The organism is Parapedomonas caeni (assembly GCF_041060555.1).
Taxonomy (GTDB): Bacteria; Pseudomonadota; Alphaproteobacteria; order Sphingomonadales; family Sphingomonadaceae; genus CAUJIW01.
This window is the reverse complement of sequence record NZ_JBEUDS010000006.1, coordinates 126,365-147,689: the sequence shown is the minus strand read 5'-3', so window position 1 is coordinate 147,689 and position 21,325 is coordinate 126,365. Positions and strand designations below refer to the sequence as shown.

16 protein-coding genes and 1 pseudogene are annotated in these 21,325 nt (G+C 67.7%); 6 read left to right on the top strand and 11 right to left on the bottom strand.

The annotated features are described in order from the left end of the window. Positions 1-26: 26 nt before the first annotated feature. From ppdK to ABU113_RS06475, 5 genes are all read right to left on the bottom strand, one after another. Positions 27-2,690 (bottom strand): pyruvate, phosphate dikinase, encoded by a 2,664-nt coding sequence (gene ppdK / locus ABU113_RS06495; RefSeq protein ID WP_454558683.1) that lies wholly within the window; start codon positions 2,688-2,690, stop codon positions 27-29. A gap of 206 nt (positions 2,691-2,896) precedes the next feature. Further along, positions 2,897-4,933, bottom strand: coding sequence for a glycine--tRNA ligase subunit beta (gene glyS, locus ABU113_RS06490; RefSeq protein WP_454558682.1), 2,037 nt, complete (start codon positions 4,931-4,933; stop codon positions 2,897-2,899). Beyond that, entirely contained in the window at positions 4,933-5,847 is a 915-nt protein-coding gene (locus ABU113_RS06485; protein ID WP_454558681.1) for a glycine--tRNA ligase subunit alpha, read from the bottom strand. The genes glyS and ABU113_RS06485 overlap by 1 nt, the downstream gene beginning before the upstream one ends. A 123-nt stretch (positions 5,848-5,970) precedes the next feature. Continuing rightward, positions 5,971-9,129, bottom strand: a complete 3,159-nt coding sequence (locus ABU113_RS06480) for an autotransporter domain-containing protein (RefSeq protein WP_454558680.1) — start codon at positions 9,127-9,129, stop codon at positions 5,971-5,973. A gap of 178 nt (positions 9,130-9,307) precedes the next feature. Next, entirely contained in the window at positions 9,308-11,434 is a 2,127-nt protein-coding gene (locus tag ABU113_RS06475) for a molybdopterin-dependent oxidoreductase (protein ID WP_454558679.1), read from the bottom strand. Between the two features lie 154 nt (positions 11,435-11,588). Here ABU113_RS06475 and ABU113_RS06470 point away from each other — a divergent pair, with 154 nt between their 5' ends. The 3 genes and pseudogenes from ABU113_RS06470 (at position 11,589) to ychF (ending at position 14,019) form a co-directional block, all read left to right on the top strand. Then, positions 11,589-12,197 carry a 50S ribosomal protein L25/general stress protein Ctc gene (locus ABU113_RS06470; RefSeq protein WP_454558678.1) on the top strand — a complete coding sequence of 203 codons (609 nt, stop codon included), beginning with the start codon at positions 11,589-11,591 and terminating at the stop codon, positions 12,195-12,197. 86 nt (positions 12,198-12,283) lie between these two features. Then, positions 12,284-12,847: pseudogene (pth, locus tag ABU113_RS06465) on the top strand (aminoacyl-tRNA hydrolase); the annotation flags it as partial. Positions 12,848-12,921: 74 nt separating this feature from the next. Beyond that, positions 12,922-14,019, top strand: coding sequence for a redox-regulated ATPase YchF (ychF, locus tag ABU113_RS06460; protein ID WP_454558677.1), 1,098 nt, complete (start codon positions 12,922-12,924; stop codon positions 14,017-14,019). A gap of 106 nt (positions 14,020-14,125) precedes the next feature. Here the strand turns inward: ychF and ABU113_RS06455 are convergent, their stop codons facing one another. Beyond that, on the bottom strand, positions 14,126-14,851 hold the full coding sequence (locus ABU113_RS06455; RefSeq protein WP_454558676.1) for an MYXO-CTERM sorting domain-containing protein: 726 nt from the start codon (positions 14,849-14,851) through the stop codon (positions 14,126-14,128). A gap of 217 nt (positions 14,852-15,068) precedes the next feature. Here ABU113_RS06455 and ABU113_RS06450 point away from each other — a divergent pair, with 217 nt between their 5' ends. From ABU113_RS06450 to ABU113_RS06440, 3 genes are read left to right on the top strand one after another with little or no spacing between them, the layout of a single operon-like run. Further along, positions 15,069-15,518: a MaoC family dehydratase gene (locus ABU113_RS06450; RefSeq protein WP_454558675.1), complete on the top strand. Its 450-nt coding sequence runs from the start codon at positions 15,069-15,071 to the stop codon at positions 15,516-15,518. Next, positions 15,515-15,883 carry a hypothetical protein gene (locus ABU113_RS06445; RefSeq protein WP_454558674.1) on the top strand — a complete coding sequence of 123 codons (369 nt, stop codon included), beginning with the start codon at positions 15,515-15,517 and terminating at the stop codon, positions 15,881-15,883. Before ABU113_RS06450 ends, ABU113_RS06445 begins: the two co-directional genes overlap by 4 nt. A gap of 7 nt (positions 15,884-15,890) precedes the next feature. Beyond that, positions 15,891-17,072 (top strand): multidrug effflux MFS transporter, encoded by a 1,182-nt coding sequence (locus tag ABU113_RS06440; RefSeq protein ID WP_454558673.1) that lies wholly within the window; start codon positions 15,891-15,893, stop codon positions 17,070-17,072. Between the two features lie 16 nt (positions 17,073-17,088). On the opposite strand, the gene ABU113_RS06435 is transcribed toward ABU113_RS06440, so the two are convergent. The 5 genes from ABU113_RS06435 to petA form a co-directional block, all read right to left on the bottom strand. Beyond that, on the bottom strand, positions 17,089-17,628 hold the full coding sequence (locus tag ABU113_RS06435) for an adenine phosphoribosyltransferase (RefSeq protein ID WP_454558672.1): 540 nt from the start codon (positions 17,626-17,628) through the stop codon (positions 17,089-17,091). Next, positions 17,625-18,518, bottom strand: coding sequence for an S-methyl-5'-thioadenosine phosphorylase (locus ABU113_RS06430; protein WP_454558671.1), 894 nt, complete (start codon positions 18,516-18,518; stop codon positions 17,625-17,627). The genes ABU113_RS06435 and ABU113_RS06430 overlap by 4 nt, the downstream gene beginning before the upstream one ends. A gap of 75 nt (positions 18,519-18,593) precedes the next feature. Next, complete coding sequence (locus ABU113_RS06425) at positions 18,594-19,394, bottom strand: cytochrome c1 (protein ID WP_454558670.1); 801 nt, start codon at positions 19,392-19,394, stop codon at positions 18,594-18,596. A 15-nt stretch (positions 19,395-19,409) separates the two neighbouring features. Beyond that, positions 19,410-20,681, bottom strand: a complete 1,272-nt coding sequence (locus tag ABU113_RS06420; RefSeq protein ID WP_454558669.1) for a cytochrome b — start codon at positions 20,679-20,681, stop codon at positions 19,410-19,412. Positions 20,682-20,689: 8 nt separating this feature from the next. Beyond that, on the bottom strand, positions 20,690-21,253 hold the full coding sequence (gene petA / locus ABU113_RS06415) for a ubiquinol-cytochrome c reductase iron-sulfur subunit (protein ID WP_454558668.1): 564 nt from the start codon (positions 21,251-21,253) through the stop codon (positions 20,690-20,692). Between the last annotated feature and the right edge of the window lie 72 nt (positions 21,254-21,325).

Genomic DNA, 21,325 nt, shown 5'->3' with positions numbered 1-21,325 from the left:
TTCACCGACGAGTGTCGGTCGCGCCCTCAGCCGCGCTTGAGCGCCGCCTGGGCCGCCGCCAGACGGGCGATCGGCACCCGGTAGGGCGAGCAGGAAACATAGTCGAGCCCCACCCCCTCGCAGAAGTGGATCGAGGCCGGGTCGCCGCCATGTTCGCCGCAGATGCCGAGCTTGAGGTCGGCGCGGGTGGCGCGGCCGCGCTCGGCGGCGATCTTCACCAGCTCGCCGACGCCCTCGACATCGATGGAGACGAACGGGTCCTTGGGCAGGATACCCTTGTCGACATAGGTGGTGAGGAAGCGGCCAGCGTCATCACGGCTGATGCCCAGCGTCGTCTGGGTCAGGTCGTTGGTGCCGAACGAGAAGAAGGCCGCATGCTCGGCGATCTCGGCGGCGCGCAGGGCCGCGCGCGGCAGTTCGATCATGGTACCGACCATATAGTCCAGCCGGGTGCCGGTTTCGGCGAAAACCGCCTCGGCCTGGGCCTCGACCACCGCCTTCATCATCGCCAGTTCCTTCGGCGTGGCGACCAGCGGGATCATCACTTCCGGCACCACCGGCTGGCCGGAGGCCTTGGCCACCTGCACCGCCGCCTCGAAGATGGCGCGGGCCTGCATCTCGTAGATTTCCGGATAGGTGATGCCCAGCCGGCAGCCGCGATGGCCCAGCATCGGGTTGAACTCGTGCAGCTCCATGGCGCGCCGCCGCAGCGTCTCGACGCTGGCGCCGGCGGCTTCCGCCACCTCGGCGAACTCGGCTTCCTGATGCGGCAGGAACTCGTGCAGCGGCGGGTCAAGCAGGCGGATGGTGATCGGCAGCCCGGCCATGATGGTGAAGATCTGCACGAAATCCTCGCGCTGGACCGGCAGCAGCTTGGCCAGCGCGGCCCGGCGGCCGGCCTCGTCCTCGGCGAGGATCATCTGCCGCACGGCGACAATGCGCTCGGCCTCGAAGAACATGTGCTCGGTGCGGCACAGGCCGATGCCCTCGGCACCGAAGTCGCGCGCCGTCTTGCAGTCGAGCGGCGTCTCGGCGTTGGTGCGCACCTTCAGCCGGCGCTTGGCGTCGGCCCACACCATCAGCGTGGCGAAATCGCCGGCCAGTTCCGGCTGGATGGTCGGCACCGCGCCCACCATCACCTCGCCGGTGGCGCCGTCGATGGTGATGATCTCGCCCTCGCGGACCTCGCGGCCGTGGCAGCGCATCACCTTGTCGCGCATGTCGATGGCCAGCGCGCCGGCGCCCGACACGCAGGGCCGGCCCATGCCGCGGGCGACCACCGCCGCGTGGCTGGTCATGCCGCCGCGCGAGGTGAGGATGCCGCGCGCCGCGTGCATGCCGTGAATATCTTCCGGGCTGGTCTCGATGCGCACCAGGATGACGTCCTTGCCGGCGGCAGCCAGCTTCTCGGCATCGTCGGCGGTGAAGGCGACGACACCCGAGGCCGCGCCGGGTGACGCCGGCAGACCCTTGGTCAGCACGTCGCGCGGCGCCTTGGGGTCGAGCGTCGGGTGCAGCAGCTGGTCGAGCGCCTGCGGGTCGATGCGCAGGATCGCCTCGTCCTGGGTGATCAGCCCCTCGCTCGCCATGTCGACGGCGATCTTCAGCGCCGCCTTGGCGGTGCGCTTGCCCGAACGGGTCTGCAGCATCCACAGCTTGTTGCGCTGGACGGTGAACTCGATGTCCTGCATGTCGCGGTAGTGGCGTTCGAGGATGTCGAACACCTGCGCCAGTTGGCCGTAGGTCTCCGGCATCGACTCTTCCATCGACGCCGCCTTGGCGCCGGCCTTCTCCCGCGCGATCCTGGTCAGGTACTGCGGCGTGCGGATGCCCGCCACCACGTCCTCGCCCTGGGCGTTGATGAGGTATTCGCCGTAGTAGGCGTGCTCGCCGGTGGACGGATCGCGGGTGAAGGCGACGCCGGTGGCGGAGTCCTCGCCCATGTTGCCGAACACCATGGCCTGGACGTTGACCGCCGTGCCCCAGTCTTCCGGAATGTCGTTCAGACGGCGATAAACCTTGGCGCGGTCCGACTGCCAGGAGCCAAACACGGCGCCGATGGCGCCCCACAGCTGGTCCTGCACATCCTGCGGGAAGGGCGCGCCCATCTCCGCCTCGACCTTCTTCTTGTAGGTGCCGACCAGGGTCTTCCAGTCGTCGGCATCCAGCTCGGTATCAAGGTTGACGCCCTTGTCTTCCTTGAGAATTTCCAGCTCTTCCTCGAACATGTAGTGGTCGAGCCCAAGCACCACGTCGGAATACATCTGGATGAAACGGCGGTAGCTGTCCCACGCGAAGCGCGGGTTGCCGCTGTTGGCCGCCAGCCCCTCGACGGTGACGTCGTTGAGGCCGAGGTTGAGCACGGTGTCCATCATGCCCGGCATGGAGACGCGGGCGCCGGAACGCACCGACACCAGCAGCGGGTTGGCGGCGTCGCCGAAGCGGGCGCCCACCTCCGCCTCGATACGGGCCAGCGCGTCGGCGACCTGCGCCTTCAGCTCGGGCGGATAGCTCTGGCCGTGGTCGTAATAATAGGTGCAGACCTCGGTGGTGATGGTGAGACCCGGCGGTACCGGCAGGCCGATGGAGGCCATTTCCGCCAGATTGGCGCCCTTGCCGCCCAGCAAGGTTTTCTGCGTCGCGTTGCCCTCGGCCGTGCCGCCGCCGAAGCTGTACACCCACTTGGTCATGCCTGCCGCCTCTCTTCCCGTCTCTCTCGTGCCGTCCCCGTCACCGCCGGCGCGTTCGCGTGCGCACCATCCGTTTCGCTGCATTGCAGCGTGCGAAGACTTGCGGTCCCCTCAAAGCCATTGGCGGGGAAATGTCAAACCCAGAATGATTGACGCAATCTTATTACGCGCGAAGATCAAGGGGTTTCGCGGGCCGTCCGGCCGCCTCAACCTTCAATCCGTGAGAAGTCAGCCACCTGGTGCATGGCACTGCGCAACGAGGCCAGCAGGTTGAGCCGGTTGGCCCGCACATGCGGCTCCTCGGCATTGACCGTGACCTGCTCGAAGAAGGCGTCCACCGGCGCCCGCAGGCTGGCCGCCGCCTTCATGGCGCCGGCGAAGTCCTCGACCTCGACCGCCGCGCGCATCTCGGCGCCGGCCGCCGACACCCGTTCGTAGAGCGCCTGCTCCTGCGGCAAGGCCAGCAGGCCGGGCTCGACGGCGGCGTCATAGGCGCGGCCGTCCTTCTTTTCCTCGATACGCAGGATATTGGCCGCCCGCTTGTAGCCGGCCAGCAGGTTGGCGCCATCGTCGGTGGCGATGAAGTCGCTCAGCGCCGCCACGCGGGCCAGCAGGCGCACCAGATCGTCCTCGCCACCGAGGCTGAACACCGCGTCGATGAGGTCGTGGCGCACGCCCGCCTCGCGCTGCTGCACCTTCAGCCGGTCGGCGAAGAAATCGAGCAGACCGGCCGCGCCATCGAACAGCGCGTTGAGGCCGAGCCGCAGCTTGTTCTCGACGACCAGCCGGATAACGCCCAGCGCCGCCCGGCGCAGCGCGAACGGGTCCTTCGAGCCGGTCGGCTTCTCGCCGATGGTGAAGAAGCCCACCAGGGTGTCGATCTTGTCCGCCAGCGCCACGGCCACCGCCACCGGCGCGTTCGGGCAGGCGTCTGCGGGGCCGACCGGTGAATAATGCTCGCGAATGGCGCCCGCCACCTGCGGGTCCAGCCCCTCCGCCTCGGCGTAATAGGCGCCCATGACGCCCTGCACCTCGGGGAACTCGCCAACCATGCCGGAGACCAGATCGGCCTTGGCCAGCCGCGCGGCGGTCTCGGCCAGATCGGGGTCGGCGCCGCACGACGGCGCCAGCAGGCGGGCCAGCATCGCCACCCGGTCAACCTTCTTGGCCAGCGTGCCGAGCTTCTCGTGGAACACGATGTCGGCGAGCTTGGGCAGCCGGTCGTTCAGTGTCGTCTTGAGGTCGGTGTCCCAGAAGAACTTGGCGTCGGACAGCCGGGCCGCCAGCACCCGCTCGTTGCCGGCGACGATGGCCTTGCCATGGTCGGTCGCCTCGACATTGGCGACGCAGATGAAGCGGTTGGCGAGCCTGCCGGTCTTGGCATCGCGCAGGGCGAAATACTTCTGGTTCACCTTCATGGTGAGCTGGATGACTTCCGGCGGCACCGCGAGGAAGGACTCGTCGAACTGGCCCAGCAGCGGCACCGGCCACTCGTTGAGGCCGGCGTTCTCCGCCAGCAGGCCGGCATCGTCGACCAGCTCAAGGCCTGCGGCCTCGGCCAGCTTGCGGGCGCCGGTCTCGATGATGCGCGCCCGTTCGGCGGCATCCAGCACCACCTTGGAGACCCGCAGCTTGGTGCGGTAGTCGTCGAAGCCCGCCACGGTGAACTGCGAGTTGCCGTGGAAGCGGTGGCCGCGGGTGATGTTGCCGGTCTTGACGCCCTCGACCTCGAAGCCGACCACCTCGCCATCGAGCAGGCAGATCATCGACTGCAGCGGCCGCACCCAGCGCAGGCTGTCGGTGGCGGAGGAACGCTCGCCCCAGCGCATCGACTTGGGCCAGGGGAAGGCACGGACGATGCCGGGGATGACCTCCGCCAGCACCTCGGCCGTCGGCCGGCCGGCGCGCTTGATGACCGCGTAAAGGAAGCGCCCCTTGGGGTCGTCGCGTTCCTCAAGCTCGTCGCGGGACAGGCCGGTCGATTTCAGGAAGCCGTCGATGGCCGCCGCCGGCGCGTCGGCACGCGGACCACGCCGTTCCTCCTCCAGATCCGGCTGGGCCGCCGGCACCTCGCGGGCGACCAGCGCCAGCCGGCGCGGCGTGGCGTAGGTCTCCAGGCTGGCGGGCGTCAGGCCCTGCGCCTTCAGCGCCTCGGCCAACAGCCGGCCGAGATCCTCGGCGGCCTTCGCCTGCATCCGGGCCGGGATTTCCTCGCAGAACAGTTCCAGCAGCAGCTCGGCCATCACGCGCTCCAGTCCGGGAACCGCTCGGTCCAGCGCGGCGTGTTGACGGCGATGTAGCCCTCGCAGCAGCCCTTGGCGAGTTCGCGCACCCGGCCGATATAGGCCTGGCGCTCGGCCACCGAAATGACGCCGCGGGCGTTGAGCAGGTTGAACAGGTGGCTCGCCTTGATCGCCTGGTCATAGGCCGGCAGCGGCAGCTGGCGATCGAGCAGGTAGCGGCACTGTTCCTGCGCCTCGCGGAACTGGCGGAACAGGATGTCGGTGTTGGCGTGCTCGAAGTTGAACGCCGAGAACTGCACCTCGTTCTGCTTGAACACGTCACCGTAGGTGACGCCCCCCGGCGACCCCTTGAGGCCGTTGAAATCGAGGTCGTAAACGTTGTCGACGCCCTGGATGTACATCGCCAGGCGCTCAAGCCCGTAGGTGATCTCGCCGGCCACCGGCTTGCAGTCGAAGCCGCCGACCTGCTGGAAATAGGTGAACTGGGTCACCTCCATGCCGTCGCACCAGACTTCCCAACCCAGCCCCCAGGCGCCCAGCGTCGGGCTCTCCCAGTCGTCCTCGACGAAGCGGATGTCGTGCAGCGCGAAATCGATGCCTATTTCCTTCAGCGAGCCGAGATAGAGATCGACGATGTTGTCGGGGCTCGGCTTCAGAATGACCTGAAACTGATAATAGTGCTGCAGGCGGTTAGGGTTCTCGCCGTAGCGGCCGTCGGTCGGCCGGCGCGACGGCTGGACATAGGCCGCCCGCCACGATTCCGGCCCCAGCGCCCGCAGCGTGGTGGCGGGGTGGAAGGTACCAGCCCCCATCTCGACGTCATAGGGCTGGAGAATCACGCAGCCCTGCGCGCTCCAGTAACGCTGCAACGTCAGGATAAGTTCCTGGAAAGACGGCTTTTTTGGCTCAGCCACGGACCGGCCCAACCCCACTGTTCAACTCGGAGCGCGGACCCTAGCCGCCGCCCCCTGACGGGTCAAGGCAACCAAGTGTCGCCCTGCCCGCCCGGCGGCGGCGCCGGTTGACCGGAACGCCTGCTAGAAGCGCAGCACGTAGGTCAGCGAGGCATTGTGGCCGGTGTAGTCGCCGGCCTTCTGGAAGCCGTAGTTGAGCAGCAGGCTGGAGCTGTTGCGCAGATAGCCGAAGGTCAGGCCGGCCTGCACCTCGCTGGCGTCGAGCGCCGCCGAGGTCATGGTGAAGGCCTCGCCGCTGTCGACGAAGCGGGCCTTGACGGTCTGGGCGTCGGCACTGAAGTCGTGCACCCAGGCGCCATGGGCCTCCAGCTTGATGATGTCGTCGCCCATCGGATGCAGATAGGCCACCGCCAGCTTGGCGGTGTTGCGCAGCGAGCTGGCATTGGCCGCCTCCACCGCGAAGTCGGCGCCTTCCGCGCCGTCCTCGACATAGTCGTCCTGATGCAGCTTCACATAGGCGATGCTGTCGCTGGGCGTGATGCGCACCCGGCCCAGCGACCACTGGTAGCCGGCGGTCAGGCCGGCCGAGACCTGGTAGCCGTGCCACTTCGCCTCGGCGGTGCGCAGCAGGTCGCCGATCTCCAGCCGGCGCCGGCTGTGGTAGCTGTTGCGCGCCGCCCCCAGCACCGCGTCGACGAACAGCGGCCCCCGCGACCAGGAACCATAGAGGCTGAGCTGGGCGCTGTCGGCCACCAGCGGCTTGCCGCCCAGACCATCCTTGTCGATCTCGGTCGAGGTGCCGGCGAAGGCGAAGCCCAGCGCGTCGAGGCCCAGAACCGGCATGTCGCCACCGAAGGCCAGACCGAAGGTGCCGGTGTCATAGCCGGGGTCGCTGGCGCTGTCCTTCTGGTTGGAAATGTGGCCGATCTCCTGCACCCACACCGAGAAGCCGTGCCGCTCGGGATAGTCGCCGGTGCTCCACGGCTTGTCATGCAGGTCGGTCAACCGGTGTGACAGCGCCCCGAAGGCGAGGCTCTGGTTGGCGAGCGCGGTCCGCAGGATGCCGTTGCCGAACGACGGCGGCTCCAGCTGGCGATAGGCGGCGTTGAAGGCGGCCTGCGTCGTCAGGTTGCCAACCGCCAGCGCCAGCTCGGTGTCGCCGGTGAGCGCGCCGATGGAGGCTTCATAGAGGTTGCCGATGGGTTCGCTCAGCCCCAGCTCGGCCGCCGACTTGCGATGCACCTGGAGCGCCAGCGTGGTCGCCGTCGCGTCCAGCGAGTCGATGGCATACATGTAGGGCACCGTGGTCGTCTTGACCGCCGTGTCAGGGTTCTCCACGGTCAGGTTGCCCGCACTGACCAGGGTGATGGTGGCGCTGTCGGTCACCACGTCCTTGAACACGGCGGTCAGCGTCGCATCATCACTGATGGTGGCGTTGCCGGTGACCACGATGCCAGTCTGGCTCGCCGACACCGACAGCTTGAGTTCCGACGTGCCGCTGGCATCCAGACTGGCGAGGCTGAGCGTGCCCTGATCGGTGAGATCGAGAACGCTGGTGCCCGACATGGTGAGCGCCAGGGAGCCGCCGGTGCTCAGCACGCCGCCGGTCAGCACGGCGTCTCCGCTCAGTGTCAGGCTGTTGGTGCCGCCCCGGAAATCAACGTCGCCGGTCAGCGTGCCATCGGTCAGCGTCAGGCTGTCATTGCCGCCGCCGAGAATGACATCGCCAGTGATGGTGCCGCTGTTGCTGACAGAAACGCCGCTCGTGTTGGCAGAAACATCAATGGCGATGGCGGCGCCATCGTCGACCGCCGCCGTCATCGTGCCGCTGTTGGTGATGGTGGCGAGCGACCCGGACTGGTCGAGAATGACATAGGCATCCTGGTCGGCGCCGGCGGCGGTCACCGTGATGGTGCCGCTGTTGGTGAACGCGGTCACCGAACCGCCCGTCTCGACACGCAGGCCGATGGCGTCGCCACCGGCGGTGTCATCGTCGTCCTGACTGGTGGTCGCCGTGATGGTGCCCTTGTTGACAATCGCCGGCACCACACCGCCATTGCCGACGCTGATGGCGGTGGTGGTGGCGTCGACGCCGCTGGCGTAGATCACGCCCTTGCTGTCGTTGAGCAGGCCGCCGCCAGTATAGGCCCGATACAAGGTACCACTCACCGTGGTGCCACTGACGCGCACGGCGGTGGCGGCAGTGCCGGCGTTGCGGCCATAAGCGATGATACTGCCTTCGTTGACGATGCCATAGGCGAGATCGCCGGTGCCGACGTTGCCAATGGTGATGTCGGCCGTGGCCGTGTCGGTTGGCGCCACCTGCAGGGCATAGCCACCGCCCAGCGACTGGATGGTGCCGTAGACGCGCGTGTGCTTGCTGGTGTCGACATCGGCGTCGGCCACGGTATCGCCATCGCTGTCGACATAGTAGCTGTCGTTGTGCAGACCGCCGGCGACATTACCGGCCAGACGCACCGTCGCCACCCCCGGCACCGCATCGACAATGTTACTGTCGGAATCATAGGTCAGATCGGTGCCACCCACCAGCGTGCCGACGGTGTAGATCTTGCCGGTGATGCCACCATCGACATACAGCACATAGCCGTCGGCACCGGTCGAGCTGAGCGCGCCACGCAGCGTCAGGTCGCCATCAAGGGTGCCGGAAATCGACACCGCGCGCGAGCGCTCACCGGTGGTGGAGACACCATAGAGCGTCATGTCGCCGATCATGGTGGCGGTCAGGGAGACGCCTCGGGAATCATCGCCGCCGACCACGACGGAGGCCGTGGAATCGAAGGTGACGTCACCGGTCAGCGTGCCACCGCCATCGATCAGAATGCCGACATTGGCGGTGCCGGGATTGTCGTCATCGTCCTCGCCGGTGACGTAGACGCTGCCTTCGTTGGTGATGGTACTGGTGATGTTGCCGGCGGTGTTCACATGGATGGCGACGCCGTTGGACTGCGCCTTGCTGCCGATGGTGCCGGTGTTGGTCAGCGTGTTGCTGGAGTCCACCGTCACTGCGGTGCCTTCGCTGACGATCACCGAGCTCGACACCGTGACGTTGGCCGCCGCGCCATCATCGGCGGTGGAAGTGGCGATGGTGGTGGTGCGGGCGGAGTCCACGTCGATATCGGCGGCGATGGCAGGCCCCGCCGCGCACAACGCGACAGCAAGCGCCAGCGGACTCGGCCGCCACAACCACGGGGCGGACGGGCGGGCAACTGTCTGGACGGACACGGAAATACGACGGGCCTGGAAGCGCGGGGCTGCAGACATGGGAACCTTTATCAATTTGGAAGGATCGGAAAGGACGCAATGGCACAGGTACGGCGCCCGCGCGGCCGACCCTTCGATGCCTCGCCGGGGTAAGCGAGCAGGGAACCGGTCATCACGGACCGACGTGACCGTGATGACTGCCCCGTGAACGGAAAATGAATGATCGTCCCGGTTGCGACTAACCGTTGGTCGCACTGACCTCCACGGATACCGCCGTGACCGCCGCGTTGCCGGACAGCGGGTCGATCAGCGTCTCGTCGGTGACGTCGTTGATCGACGCCCCGGCGTGGGCGGTGGCGATGCCCAGCCGTACACCGGGGCGATTATGGCCCCAGCCATGCGGCAGGCTGACCACCCCGGGCATGATGTCCTCGGTCACTTCCACCGTGACATCGACGGCGCCAACCCGCGAGGCCAGCCGCGCCCGCGCGCCATGGCCGAGGTTGCGCTGGCGCGCGTCATCGGGGTGGATCATCAGTGTGCAGCGTTCCGGCCCCTTCACCAGCCGCTGGTAGTTGTGCATCCAGCTGTTGTTGGAGCGCACGTGACGGCGACCGATCAGCAGCAGCCCCCGGCCAGCGCCCTGCGGGCGGGCCTCCCGCGTCGTGGCGAGGAAGCGGTCAAGCTCGGCCAGCAAGGGCGCCGGCGCCAGCCGGATGCGCTTGTCCGGCGTAAACAGCCGCTCCGGCAGGCGCGGCTGCAACGGCCCGAGATCGATACCGTCGGGCTGCGCGGCGAGCTGCGCCAGGCCGAGGCCATAAGGCCCCGCCTTCAGGCTGGCATCCAGCATCGCCTCCGGCGCCAGCGCCGGCTTCTGCTCGCGCCCCAGCAGCCGGGCCAGCCGTTCGCCCAGTCGGGTGATGATCTCCCAGTCATGCAGGGCGCCCGGCGTCCTGGGCAGGGTCGGCGGCGAGAAGCGCGCCACGTTGCGCACCGACAGCTGGTAGAACAGCAGATCATACTTGCTGCGCTCCAGCGGTCCGGCCGGCGGCAGGATATAGTGGGCATGCCGGGTGGTCTCGTTGAGATAGCTGTCGATGCTGACCATGAAGTCGAGCCCGGCCAGCGCCCGGTCGAGCTGGCGACCGTTGGGGGTGGAGAGCACCGGATTGCCGGCGATGGTCACCAACGCTCGGATCTGGCCGTCACCGGGGGTGAGCATCTCCTCGGCCATGCAGGCCGCCGGCAGTTCGCCACAGGCCTCCGGATGACCGGAGACGCGGCTGGCCCAGCGGTTCCAGCCACCGGGGTTGGTGTGGGGCAGCAGGTCGACGGCGGGGGTGGCGAACATCACCCCGCCCGGTCGGTCGAGGTTGCCGGTGGCGATGTTGACGAGGTGGATCAGCCACTGGCACAGCGTGCCATGCTGCTGCACCGAGACGCCCATCCGCCCGTAGCACACCGCCGACGGTGCCGCCGCGAAGTCCCGCGCCAGCCGCCGGATGTCATCGACACCGATGCCGCAGACGTTGGCCATGGTGGCGAGGCTGGTCTGGCGCAGCGCCGACCACACCGCCTCCCAGCCCTCCAGCATCGGCGCCAGCCGGTCCGGCGCCGCCAGCCCCTGGTCGTCGAGCGCCAGCAGCAGGCCGGCAAGGAAGGCGGCGTCCTGGCCGGGACGGATGAACAGATGTTCGCTGGCGATCTTCGCCGTCTCGGTGCGGCGCGGGTCCACCACCACCAGTCGGCCGCCGCGCGCCTTGAGGTCGGTGAGCCGCTGCCTGACGTCGGGCACCGTCCACATGCTGCCGTTGGAGGCCAGCGGGTTGCCGCCGACGATCAGCATGAACGCGGTGCGGTCGACGTCGGGAATCGGGAACATCGCCATATGGCCGTACAGCCAGTGACTGACCAGCTGGTGCGGCATCTGGTCGACGGTGGACGCGGAGAAGCGGTTGCGCCGGCTCAGGTGACGCAGCAGCCCCGAGGCATGGAGTGTCACGGCGTAGTTGTGCGCCGACGGGTTGCCGGAATAGCTCGCCACCGCGTCCGTGCCGTGGCGGCCCATGACATCGGCCAGGCGCGCCGCCACCTCATCAAGCGCCGTGTCCCAGTCCAGGGTCTGCCAGCCCGTCCCGGTGCGCTTCATCGGTGCCCGCAGCCGGTCCGGATCGGTCTGGATGTCGGCGATGGCGGTAGCCTTGGGGCAGATGTGCCCCCGGCTCAGCGGATCGCGCGGGTTGGGCCGGATCGCCGTCACCGCGCCGTCAGCCACATGCACCTCGATACCGCAACAGGCCTCGCACAGGTGGCAGGTGCGATGATGAATGGCGCGCTCGCCCATGGTGGCCTCCCCTTCCTCCATGAATGCGTGATGGCGCCATGCTACGCGGGGGACGCCGCCCCGCAAGGCTGGCGACGGGGGGTGCCTTGCTTTTTGACCGGCGACTCGCTAGAAACCGCCGCTTCGTGAACCGGGCGGCACATCCCTGGAGGTCCGCCCATAGTGGAGAAATACCATGAGCCAACTGCTTTCTCTGAAAGCCGAGGCACGTGACCGGGCTGGCAAGGGAGCCTCCCGGGCAGCGCGCCGCGAGGGCCTTGTGCCCGCCGTGATCTACGGCAACAAAGCCGAACCGACGATGATCTCGCTGAACGCCAACGAGCTGTGGAAGATCCTGAACAAGGGTCACTTCATGAACTCGGTGGTCGAGATCACCCTGGCCGACGGCAGCAAGGAGCGCGGCCTGCCGCGCGACGTGCAGTTCCACCCGGTGACCGACCGTCCGCTGCACGTCGACTTCCTGCGCGTGGGCGCCGACACCAAGGTGACGGTGGCCGTGCCGGTGCGGTTCGTCGATGACACGCTGAGCCCGGGCATCAAGCGCGGCGCGGTGCTGAACATCGTCCGCCACGACATCGAGCTGTCCTGCCCGGCCGATTCGATCCCCGATGAGATCGTGATCTCGCTTCAGGGCCTCGACGTGCATGACTCGGTCCACATCTCGTCGGTCAGCCTGCCGGCTGGCGTCGAGCCGACCATCAAGGACCGCGACTTCACCATCGCGACCGTGGTCGCGCCGTCGGGCATGAAGTCTGACGAAGCCGCCGCGGCCGACGCCAGCTAAGCGGGTCGTCGCCTGATCGCTTGAGGGGCGCGGGGCCATCCGGTTCGGCGCCCCTTTTGCTATGACCCAGGGTCTGGGAGATGCCCGTGCAGCTCTTTGTCGGCCTCGGCAACCCCGGCAGCCAGTATGCCGGCAACCGCCACAACATCGGCTTCATGGTGGTGGACGAGATCGCCCGCCGCTTCAGCTTCGGCCCGTGGCGGGCGAAGTTCCAGGGGCTGCTGGCGGAAGGCGGCATCGGCGGCATCAAGGTGCTGTTGCTCAAGCCACAGACCTACATGAACCTGTCCGGCCAGTCGGTGGCCGCGGCGCTGGGTTTCTACAAGCTGCCGCTGGGCGCGCTGACCGTCTTCCATGACGAACTGGACGTGGCGCCGGGCAAGCTCAAGATGAAGCACGGCGGCGGCGCGGCCGGTCACAACGGCCTGCGCTCCATCGACGCCCATCTCGGCCAGGCCTATCGGCGGGTGCGGCTGGGCATTGGCCACCCCGGCCACAAGGACCGGGTGAGCGGTTATGTGCTGAGCGACTTCGCCAAGGCCGACCAGGCCTGGCTCGACCCCTTCATCGACGCGCTGGCGGCGGAAGCCGAATGGCTGGCCAAGGGCGACGATGCACGCTATGCGACGGCCGTCGCCCAGCGACTGGCGCCACCCAAGGCCGAAAAGCCGAAGGCGGACAAGCCGGCGCCGGCAGCCGCGACCTCGACGACGGAGACGAACTAGTGGGTTTTCAATGTGGTATCGTCGGCCTGCCGAATGTCGGCAAGTCGACCCTGTTCAACGCGCTGACCGAGACGGCGGCGGCCGCCGCCGCCAACTATCCGTTCTGCACCATCGAGCCGAACGTCGGCCAGGTGCCAGTGCCGGACCCGCGACTGACGAAGGTCGCCGAGATCGCCAAGTCGGCCAAGATCATCGAGACCCAGCTCGCCTTCGTCGACATCGCGGGCCTGGTGCGCGGCGCCTCGAAGGGCGAGGGCCTCGGCAACCAGTTCCTCGCCAACATCCGCGAGGTTGACGCCATCATCCACGTGCTGCGCTGCTTCGAGGGCGATGTCACCCACGTCGAGGGCAAGGTCGACCCGGTCGCTGACGCCGAGACGGTGGAAACCGAACTGATGCTCGCCGACCTTGACAGCCTGGAGAAGCGGCTGGTCGGCATCGCCAAGAAGGCCAAGACCGGCGACAAGGAATCGAAGATCGCCGAGTCCGTCCTCACCCAGGCGCTGGAGCTGCTGCGCGACGGCAAGCCGGCCCGGCTGACCCAGCCGAAGGACGAGGAAGAGGCCCGCGTGTTCCGTCAGGCCCAGCTGCTGACGGCCAAGCCGGTGCTCTATGTCTGCAACGTCGACGAGGGCGCCGCCGCCACCGGCAACGCCCATTCGGCCCGCGTCGCCGAGAAGGCGGCCGCCGAGGGTGCCAGGACGGTGATCATCTCCGCCGCCATCGAGGCGGAAATTTCCCAGATGGACCCCGCCGACCGGCCGGCCTTCCTCGCCGACCTCGGGCTGGCGGAAACCGGTCTGGCCCGCGTCATCCGCGCCGGCTACGATCTGCTGCACCTCATCACCTTCTTCACTGTCGGCCCGAAGGAAGCGCGCGCCTGGACGGTGCACCAGGGGGCGCGGGCGCCGGAGGCCGCCGGTGTCATCCACACCGACTTCGAGAAGGGCTTCATCCGCGCCGAGACCATCGCCTACGACGATTTCGTCAAGCACGGCGGTGAGCAGGGCGCCAAGGACGCCGGCCGCATGCGGCTGGAAGGCAAGGACTATGTGGTCGCCGACGGCGACATCATGCACTTCCGCTTCAACACCTGAGCGCGTCCGCGTCTGGCAGACCCGCGCCCGTCTCCTATCGGGGAACTGAGCCGGACCGACACACAGGCAGACAGGGGCGACGCCATGCGCCACCCCTGTTTCAGCCTCAGCGCCGACGGCGGCGCAGTGCCGGCACGGCCAGCAGGCCGAGGCCCAGCAGCGCCAGCGGTGCCGGCTCGGGCACCGGCTGCGGATCGGGATCGGGATCGGGATCGGGGTCGTTGGGGTCGGTGCTGATCGACACCAGCCTGGCCTGGATACGCACCAGATCGGTGAACGGTCCGAAGAACACATCCAGGTTGCCGAAGGTGGTCGCCAGCGGCGGGAACGGATCGGGCAGCGCCGGCGAGGTCAGCATCGCCAGCGTGTCGTCGTCCCAGGTGAAGTCGACCTGGGACGCGGTCAGACCCGCCACCATCTGCGAGGCCACCGTCGCCAGGTCGTCGAAGATCAGCCGGTCCAGCCCGTCGACATTGTCGGCCACCCAGCCGCGCCGGGTGTCGGCGCTGGTGTCGGCCTGGAAGCTCACGCCGCCGGCAGTGAAGCTGTAGTCCAGCAGTGCCCCCCAGTAGAGGCGGTAGTTGGGCAGCGGGTTGCCGCTCGCGGTCGGATCATAATCCTCGCCACTGGTATCGGGATCGTAGGTGAACCAGCCGTCGACCGTCTGGCCAACCGAGAAGGTGCCCGTCAGCGGCGCCGACACGTCAAAGATCTCATAGCTGAAATGCATGGTCACGGGTGCCGCGACAGCGGATGTCATCAGGCCCGGCATCGCCAGGCCGCACGTTGCCAGGCCCAGCGTCACCACGCCGGCCCTAAGAGCTGCTTTCATGAGTTCCCCCCTCGGTAGAGCGCCATCGCGCTCGATGGCGACGCTGAAGCAGCATTCATGCCAGTTTTTACGCCGTTGTTTTTGTTAACCATGCCCCGAAATTCGCTCAGGAGTTGTCAATTTTCCCGACTCCCCGTCGCCGCCAAGCATGGTGCTGGCTTTCCCGGCACGAAGCGGGCAGGATCGGCGGAATAGTTGCAAGTGCAGGATTTCAGGCGTGCCCAAGTATTTCGAGGATTTCGCGGTCGGCGACGAGGAGACCTTCGGCGCCTATCCGGTGACCGCGGAGGAGATCATCGACTTCGCCAGCAAATACGACCCCCAGCCTTTCCATCTCGACCCCGAGGCCGCGAAGAGCAGCCTGTTCGGCACCCTGTGTGCCAGCGGCTGGCATAGCTGCGCCATGGCGATGCGACTGATGGTCGACTGGATGAAGCGTGACGAGGCCGCCTCGCAGGGCTCGCCCGGCGTCGACGAAATCCGCTGGCTGCGCCCGGTGGTGCCCGGTGACGTGCTCAGCCTGCACATCCATGTGCTGGAAACCCGGCCGTCGTCGAGCCGGCCGGACATCGGCTCGGTGCGGGTACGCTACAGCCTGCTTGACCAGCAGCGCCAGCCGGTGATGCGCTTCCTCGCCATCGGCCTGTTCGGGCGGCGGCCGTCATGAGGCGGCACGCGCTCCCTGGCCTGGCCGGTGTGGCGCTCGCCGTCCTGATGGCAGCGCCGGCGACCGCCGATGTCCCCTCGGCGGAGAACCGGCTGCGCGACGCCTGCCTGAAGGCGTGGCGCGGCGACGCCACCGCCTGTTCCTGCCTGATCGCCGGCCTGCGCCGCAACGTCTCCAGTGGCGACTATGAGATGTACCTCGACATGGCACTGGTGGGCTTTGGCGTCGGCGCCACCAACGGATTCACCCCAATGCCCGCCGATCTGCGCAATCGCTACCGGCTGACGCCCGATGCGGCCGCAAGCGCGCAGGCCAGACTGAGCGCAACCCTGAACCAGGTGCAACAGCACTGCGTGCCGCGCTAGGACGGCCATGCTGTCGCCCGTCCTTCTCGTTTTGCTGAGCACCCTGGCGGCGCTGCTGCCGTTGTCCACCGACCCGCTGACGCCGGCCCTGCCGGCGCTCGCGGCGAGTTTCGGCGTGGACGCGCCGGAAGCGCAATCGGTGATGCGCAGTTTCATTCTCGGCGTGGCGTTCGGCCAGCTGATCTACGGCGCGCTGGGCGACCGCTTCGGCAGACGCCCGGTGCTGATCATCGGCACCGCCACCTACGTGCTGGCGACATTCGCAACGTTGTTCGCGCCCTCGATCGACACACTGGCGGCGCTGCGCTTCGTGCAGGCACTGGGGGCCGCGGCCGCCACCGTGCTCAGCCGGGCCGTGGTGCGCGACCTGCTGGAACGGGAGGCCGCCGCCCACGCACTGGCGTTGATGGGGGTCGGGATGGGTGTCGGCGTGCTGCTGGCGCCCGTGCTGGGCGGACTGGCGGCCGACTGGCTGGGCTGGCGCGGCCCCTTGCTGCTGATGGCGCTGTGCGGCATCGTCGCCACCGCCGGAACCCTGTGGCGCCTGCCAGAGACGGTGCCGGCACTGGATCCCGGCGCCCTGTCGCCGGCGGGCCTGGGACGCGCCTTCGGGCGCCTGCTACAGTCACGGCGCTACCTTAGCTATGTCGCCAACTGCATCACCGGCTATGGCGGTGTGTTCCTGTTCCTCACCGGCGCGTCATTCGTGCTGATGGGCGAGTTCGGCATCAGTGCCGCCGGTTTCGGCCTGTGGTTCGCCTTCGCCACCTGCGGCTACATCACCGGCAGCCTGATCAGCTCCCGGATCGCGCGCCGCATGGGTTCGGATCATGCGCTCTGGATGGGCCTGCTCGGCACCCTGAGTGGCGGCATGCTGATGACTTTCCTGGCCCTGACGGGTGTTCACCATCCCCTGGCGGTAACCGGCCCGATGGTAATCTACACCTTCGGCTGGGGGTTCCAGCAGCCGCAGGCGCAGGCGGCGGCCCTGTCGGTCTATCCGGAGATGGCCGGGCGCGCATCCGCCATGCTCGGTTTTCTCCAGATGGTCGGCGCCATGCTGGCAGCGCTGTTCTATGCCCGTATCGGTGACGGCACTGCCCTGCCGCTGGCCGCCAGCATGGCCGGCCTCGCCCTGCTCGGCGTGATCATCCGCCTGCTGTCCGACTGGCGCGTCCGCAAGCCCTGACGCCTCCTGCCGCCGGTCAGTGTCCGGCGAAAGCGAACAGGGACGTTACCGGCACGCCAGCCTGACGCAGGAGCTCGGCACCGCCCAGCTCGGGCAGATCGATGACGAACATCGCCGCCGCCACCTCGACGCCCACCGAGCGGAACAGCTCAACCGCCGCCAGCGCCGTGCCGCCGGTGGCCACCAGATCGTCGACCAGCAGCACCCGCGCGCCGGACGCTATGGCGTCAACGTGGATCTCGACCCGATCCTGCCCATACTCCAGCTCATAGTCGCGCCCGATGGTCTGGTAGGGCAGCTTGCCGCGTTTGCGCACCGGCACGAAGCCCAGCCCGAGAGCGGCGGCAATGGCGCCACCGAGAATGAAGCCGCGCGCCTCGATGCCCGCCACCACCTGGGCGTCGCTGTCACGCGCCGCCGCCGCCAGCCGGCGTACGGTCTCGCCGAAGCCCCAGGCGTCGCCGAACAGCGTGGTGATGTCGCGAAACTGGATGCCCGGCCGCGGAAAGTCGGGGATGGTGCGGACCAGTTGCCGAAGATCGTCGTTCGCCGTCATGCCGGGTCTCCCCTGAGACGACCGGCCACCGCCGCCAGTCGCGTGCTCATCCGTTCCGGCCAGCACGCCGGGTCCGTAAGCACAGCGCCGTCCAGTGCACGGTCGCACCCCCGCGCGCAGGCCGGCCGGGTTGCCGCCAGACGGGCCGCCAGGCGCGCCACCAGCGCCCTGGCGGCCTCGGCGTTGTCGGCCAGCACCCTGAGAATATCGGCCACCTCGACCGCATCGTGGCCGTCGTGCCAGCTGTCGTAGTCGGTCACCATGGCGATGGTCTGGTAGCAGATCTCGGCCTCGCGAGCGAGATAGGCCTCCGGCAGGTTGGTCATGCCGATGACGTCGGCACCCCAGCTCCGGTAAAGCCGGCTTTCGGCGCGGGTGGAGAACTGCGGTCCCTCGATGCACAGGTAGGTGCCACCCGCCGCCAGCGGCACGCCCAGTGCCGCGATCTCCTCGGCCACCCAGCCTCCCAGCCGGCCGCAGGTGGGTGCCGCCATCGACACATGCGCCACCACGCCGTCACCGAAGAAGCTGCGGGGCCGGCCCTGGGTGCGGTCAATGAACTGGTCGACGACCACGAAGGTGCCGGGCGCCAGTTCCTCGCGGAACGAGCCGCAGGCCGACAGCGACAGGATGTCGGTAACGCCAAGCCGCTTCATGGCATCGATATTGGCACGATGATTGAGGTCGGACGGCGCGATCACATGGCCCCGGCCGTGGCGCGGCAGGAAAGCGACCGGCAGGCCGGCGAGACGGCCGGTGAGGATGGCGTCCGACGGCGCCCCCCAGGGCGTTTCCACACTCTCCCAGCGCGCCTGTTCCAGGCCCGGCAGCTGATAGAGGCCGCTGCCGCCGATGATCCCGAGCCGCACCGGCGTCCCCGTGTCGCTCATGCCCCTCTCCCCCAAGACACGAAAGGCCGGAGCGAAAGCCCCGGCCTTTGTGGTTTCAGACGATCAGCAAGCCACTTAGTGGCTGTTCACCGCCGCCTTGATCTTTCTGTAGCTGTTGACCGCGACGATGAAGAACACCGACAGGAACATCAGCACGCCAATGCCGATGCGCTTGCGGGCTTCCATGTGCGGTTCGGCCGCCCAGGTCAGGAACGCGGTGACGTCCTTCGACATCTGCTCGACAGTCGCCTTGGTGCCATCGCCATAGGTGACCTGGTCGTCCGACAGCGGCTTGGGCATGGCGATCACGTTACCCGGGAAGTAGGGGTTGAAGTTGCCACCCTCGGGCACCTGGAACTCCGCCGGCGCGGTCTCGTAGCCCGCCAGCACCGAGTAGATGTAGGCCTCGTGGCCCTCGCGCGCCTTGACGATCAGCGACAGGTCGGGCGGCGCCTTGCCGTTGTTTGCGGCCTTGGCGGCGACATCGTTGGGGTAGACCAGCGGGAAGCGGTCCGACGGCAAGCCGGGGCGGGTGCTGGCGTCGCCGGTCTTGTCGTCGATCGACGGCACGTCGTAGCCCTTGGCGATCGCCTTGATCTCGGCCTCGTTGTAACCGAGGTCCGCCAGGTTGCGGAAAGCCACGCGATGCAGGCTGTGGCAGGCCGCGCAGACTTCCTTGTAGACCTGGAAGCCGCGCTGCAGCTGCGCCCGGTCGTAGGTACCGAAGATGCCCTGGTGCGCGAACTCCACGTGCATGTGCGGCTTGTGGAACTTGGCCGCGGGATCCTCCACCGCCGCTTCACGCGGCAGGAAGGCGGCGATCAGCAGGGCCAGCGTGAAGATGGCGCCCACACCGAATGAAATGAGCCGGATCATGGATCTGTGTCCCCCTTATTCAGCCGGCTGGGCAGCCGCGCCCGGCAGCACCGGTTCCGAAATGCTCTTCGGCAGCGGCTTGGGCGTCTCCAGGCGCGCAACGATCGGCACCAGGATCAGGAAGTGGATGAAGTAATAGGCGGCCGCGAACTGGCTGATCCGCACATAGGGCTCCTCCGCCGGCGCCGCGCCGCAGTAGCCCAGCAGCGCCAGATCCGCCACCAGCAGCCAGAACAGCTGCTTGTAGACCGGCCGGAACCTGGCCGAGCGGGTCTTGGAGTCGTCCAGCCACGGCAGGAAGAACAGCAGCAGAATGGCCGCGAACATCGCCAGCACGCCCCACAGCTTCGCCGGCACGCCGAGGAAGTCATAGGTGAAGGCGCGCAGGATCGCGTAGAACGGCCAGTAGTACCACTCCGGCACGATGTGCGCCGGCGTCGACAGCGGATCGGCCGGGATGTAGTTGTCGGGGTGCCCCAGCGCGTTGGGCAGGAAGAACACGAAGATCGAGAACACGATCAGCGCGGCAACCACGCCCATCAGATCCTTCGCCGTGTAGTAGGGGTGGAACGGCACGGTATCGGCCGGCCCCTTGACGTCGATGCCCAGCGGGTTGTTTGAACCCGGAATGTGCAGCGCCCAGATGTGGAGGATGACCACGCCGGCGATGACAAACGGCAGCAGGTAGTGCAGCGAGAAGAACTTGTTGAGCGCCGGGTTGCCGACGAACGGCGCGCCCAGCAGCAGGGTCTGGATGTCGTCGCCGACCACCGGGATCGCCGAGAACAGGCCGGTGATGACCTGGGCGCCCCAGAAGCTCATCTGGCCCCATGGCAGCACGTAGCCCATGAACCCGGTCGCCATCATCAGCAGATAGATGACGACGCCGAGGATCCACAGCATCTCGCGGGGCGCCTTGTAGGAGCCGTAGTAGAGGCCGCGCAGGATATGGACGTAGACGACAATGAAGAAGAACGACGCACCGTTGGCGTGCATGTAGCGGATCAGCCAACCGAAGTTGACGTCGCGCATGATGCGCTCGACGGAATCAAAGGCCACCGCCTGGTTGGCGGCATAGTGCATGGCGAGCACGATGCCGGTGACGATCTGCACCACCAGGAACAGGCCGGCCAGCGAGCCGAAGTTCCACCAGTAGTTCAGGTTCTTCGGCGCGGGATAGCCGGCGCCGACGGAGTCGTGGACCAGCCGGATGATCGGCAGGCGCTCGTCCAGCCACTTTTCGAGGCCGCTTTGCGGCTCATATTTCTTTGCCCAATGAAATCCCATGGCTGGCCTCACCCGATCACGATGGCGGTTGGCGTCTTGAAGGCGTAGGTCGGCACCTCCAGGTTCTTCGGCGCCGGGCCCTTGCGGATGCGGCCCGAGGCGTCGTAGTGCGAACCGTGGCAGGGGCAGAAGTAGCCACCATACTCACCCTTGGGCTCGCCCTGAGCCGCGCCCAGCGGCACACAGCCCAGATGGGTGCAGACGCCCAGCGTCACCAGCCAATTGTCATGACCGGCCTGGACGCGGTCCTCGTCCTTCTGGGGATCGCGCAGCTCGGAGAGGCTGACAGCGCGCATCGCCTTGACCTCGGCCTCGGGACGGTTGCGGACAAACACCGGCTTGCCCTGCCACATCACCTTGATCGCCTGACCGGAGGCGACCGGCGCCAGGTCGACCTCGACGGTCGACAGCGCCCGGGTGTCGGCGGCCGGGTTCATCTGACTGATGAACGGCCACGCCGCGGCGGCGGCGCCGGCGGCGACAAAGCCGCCACTGACAATGTGAATGAAGTCGCGACGGCGGACACCGTGTTCGGTCGACCCCGGTGCGGCACTGCTATCGGCTATAGCCATATGTCCAATGTCCCTGCTGCAACCAAACCGGCGGCTCTTACATACCGCCAGCCAAAGCCTGCTGGAAGGCCC

Bases quoted from the DNA above. Each gene is read 5' to 3' on its own strand.
- ABU113_RS06475 (WP_454558679.1), bottom strand. From the start codon at position 11,434: ATGGAGGAAGGGGAGGCCACCATGGGCGAGCGCGCCATTCATCATCGC.
- ABU113_RS06440 (WP_454558673.1), top strand. From the start codon at position 15,891: ATGCTGTCGCCCGTCCTTCTCGTTTTGCTGAGCACCCTGGCGGCGCTG.
- ABU113_RS06445 (WP_454558674.1), top strand. From the start codon at position 15,515: ATGAGGCGGCACGCGCTCCCTGGCCTGGCCGGTGTGGCGCTCGCCGTC.
- glyS (WP_454558682.1), bottom strand. From the start codon at position 4,933: ATGGCCGAGCTGCTGCTGGAACTGTTCTGCGAGGAAATCCCGGCCCGG.
- ABU113_RS06455 (WP_454558676.1), bottom strand. From the start codon at position 14,851: ATGAAAGCAGCTCTTAGGGCCGGCGTGGTGACGCTGGGCCTGGCAACG.
- ABU113_RS06435 (WP_454558672.1), bottom strand. From the start codon at position 17,628: ATGACGGCGAACGACGATCTTCGGCAACTGGTCCGCACCATCCCCGAC.
- petA (WP_454558668.1), bottom strand. From the start codon at position 21,253: ATGGCTATAGCCGATAGCAGTGCCGCACCGGGGTCGACCGAACACGGT.
- ABU113_RS06425 (WP_454558670.1), bottom strand. From the start codon at position 19,394: ATGATCCGGCTCATTTCATTCGGTGTGGGCGCCATCTTCACGCTGGCC.
- ppdK (WP_454558683.1), bottom strand. From the start codon at position 2,690: ATGACCAAGTGGGTGTACAGCTTCGGCGGCGGCACGGCCGAGGGCAAC.
- ABU113_RS06470 (WP_454558678.1), top strand. From the start codon at position 11,589: ATGAGCCAACTGCTTTCTCTGAAAGCCGAGGCACGTGACCGGGCTGGC.
- ABU113_RS06480 (WP_454558680.1), bottom strand. From the start codon at position 9,129: ATGTCTGCAGCCCCGCGCTTCCAGGCCCGTCGTATTTCCGTGTCCGTC.
- ABU113_RS06430 (WP_454558671.1), bottom strand. From the start codon at position 18,518: ATGAGCGACACGGGGACGCCGGTGCGGCTCGGGATCATCGGCGGCAGC.
- ABU113_RS06420 (WP_454558669.1), bottom strand. From the start codon at position 20,681: ATGGGATTTCATTGGGCAAAGAAATATGAGCCGCAAAGCGGCCTCGAA.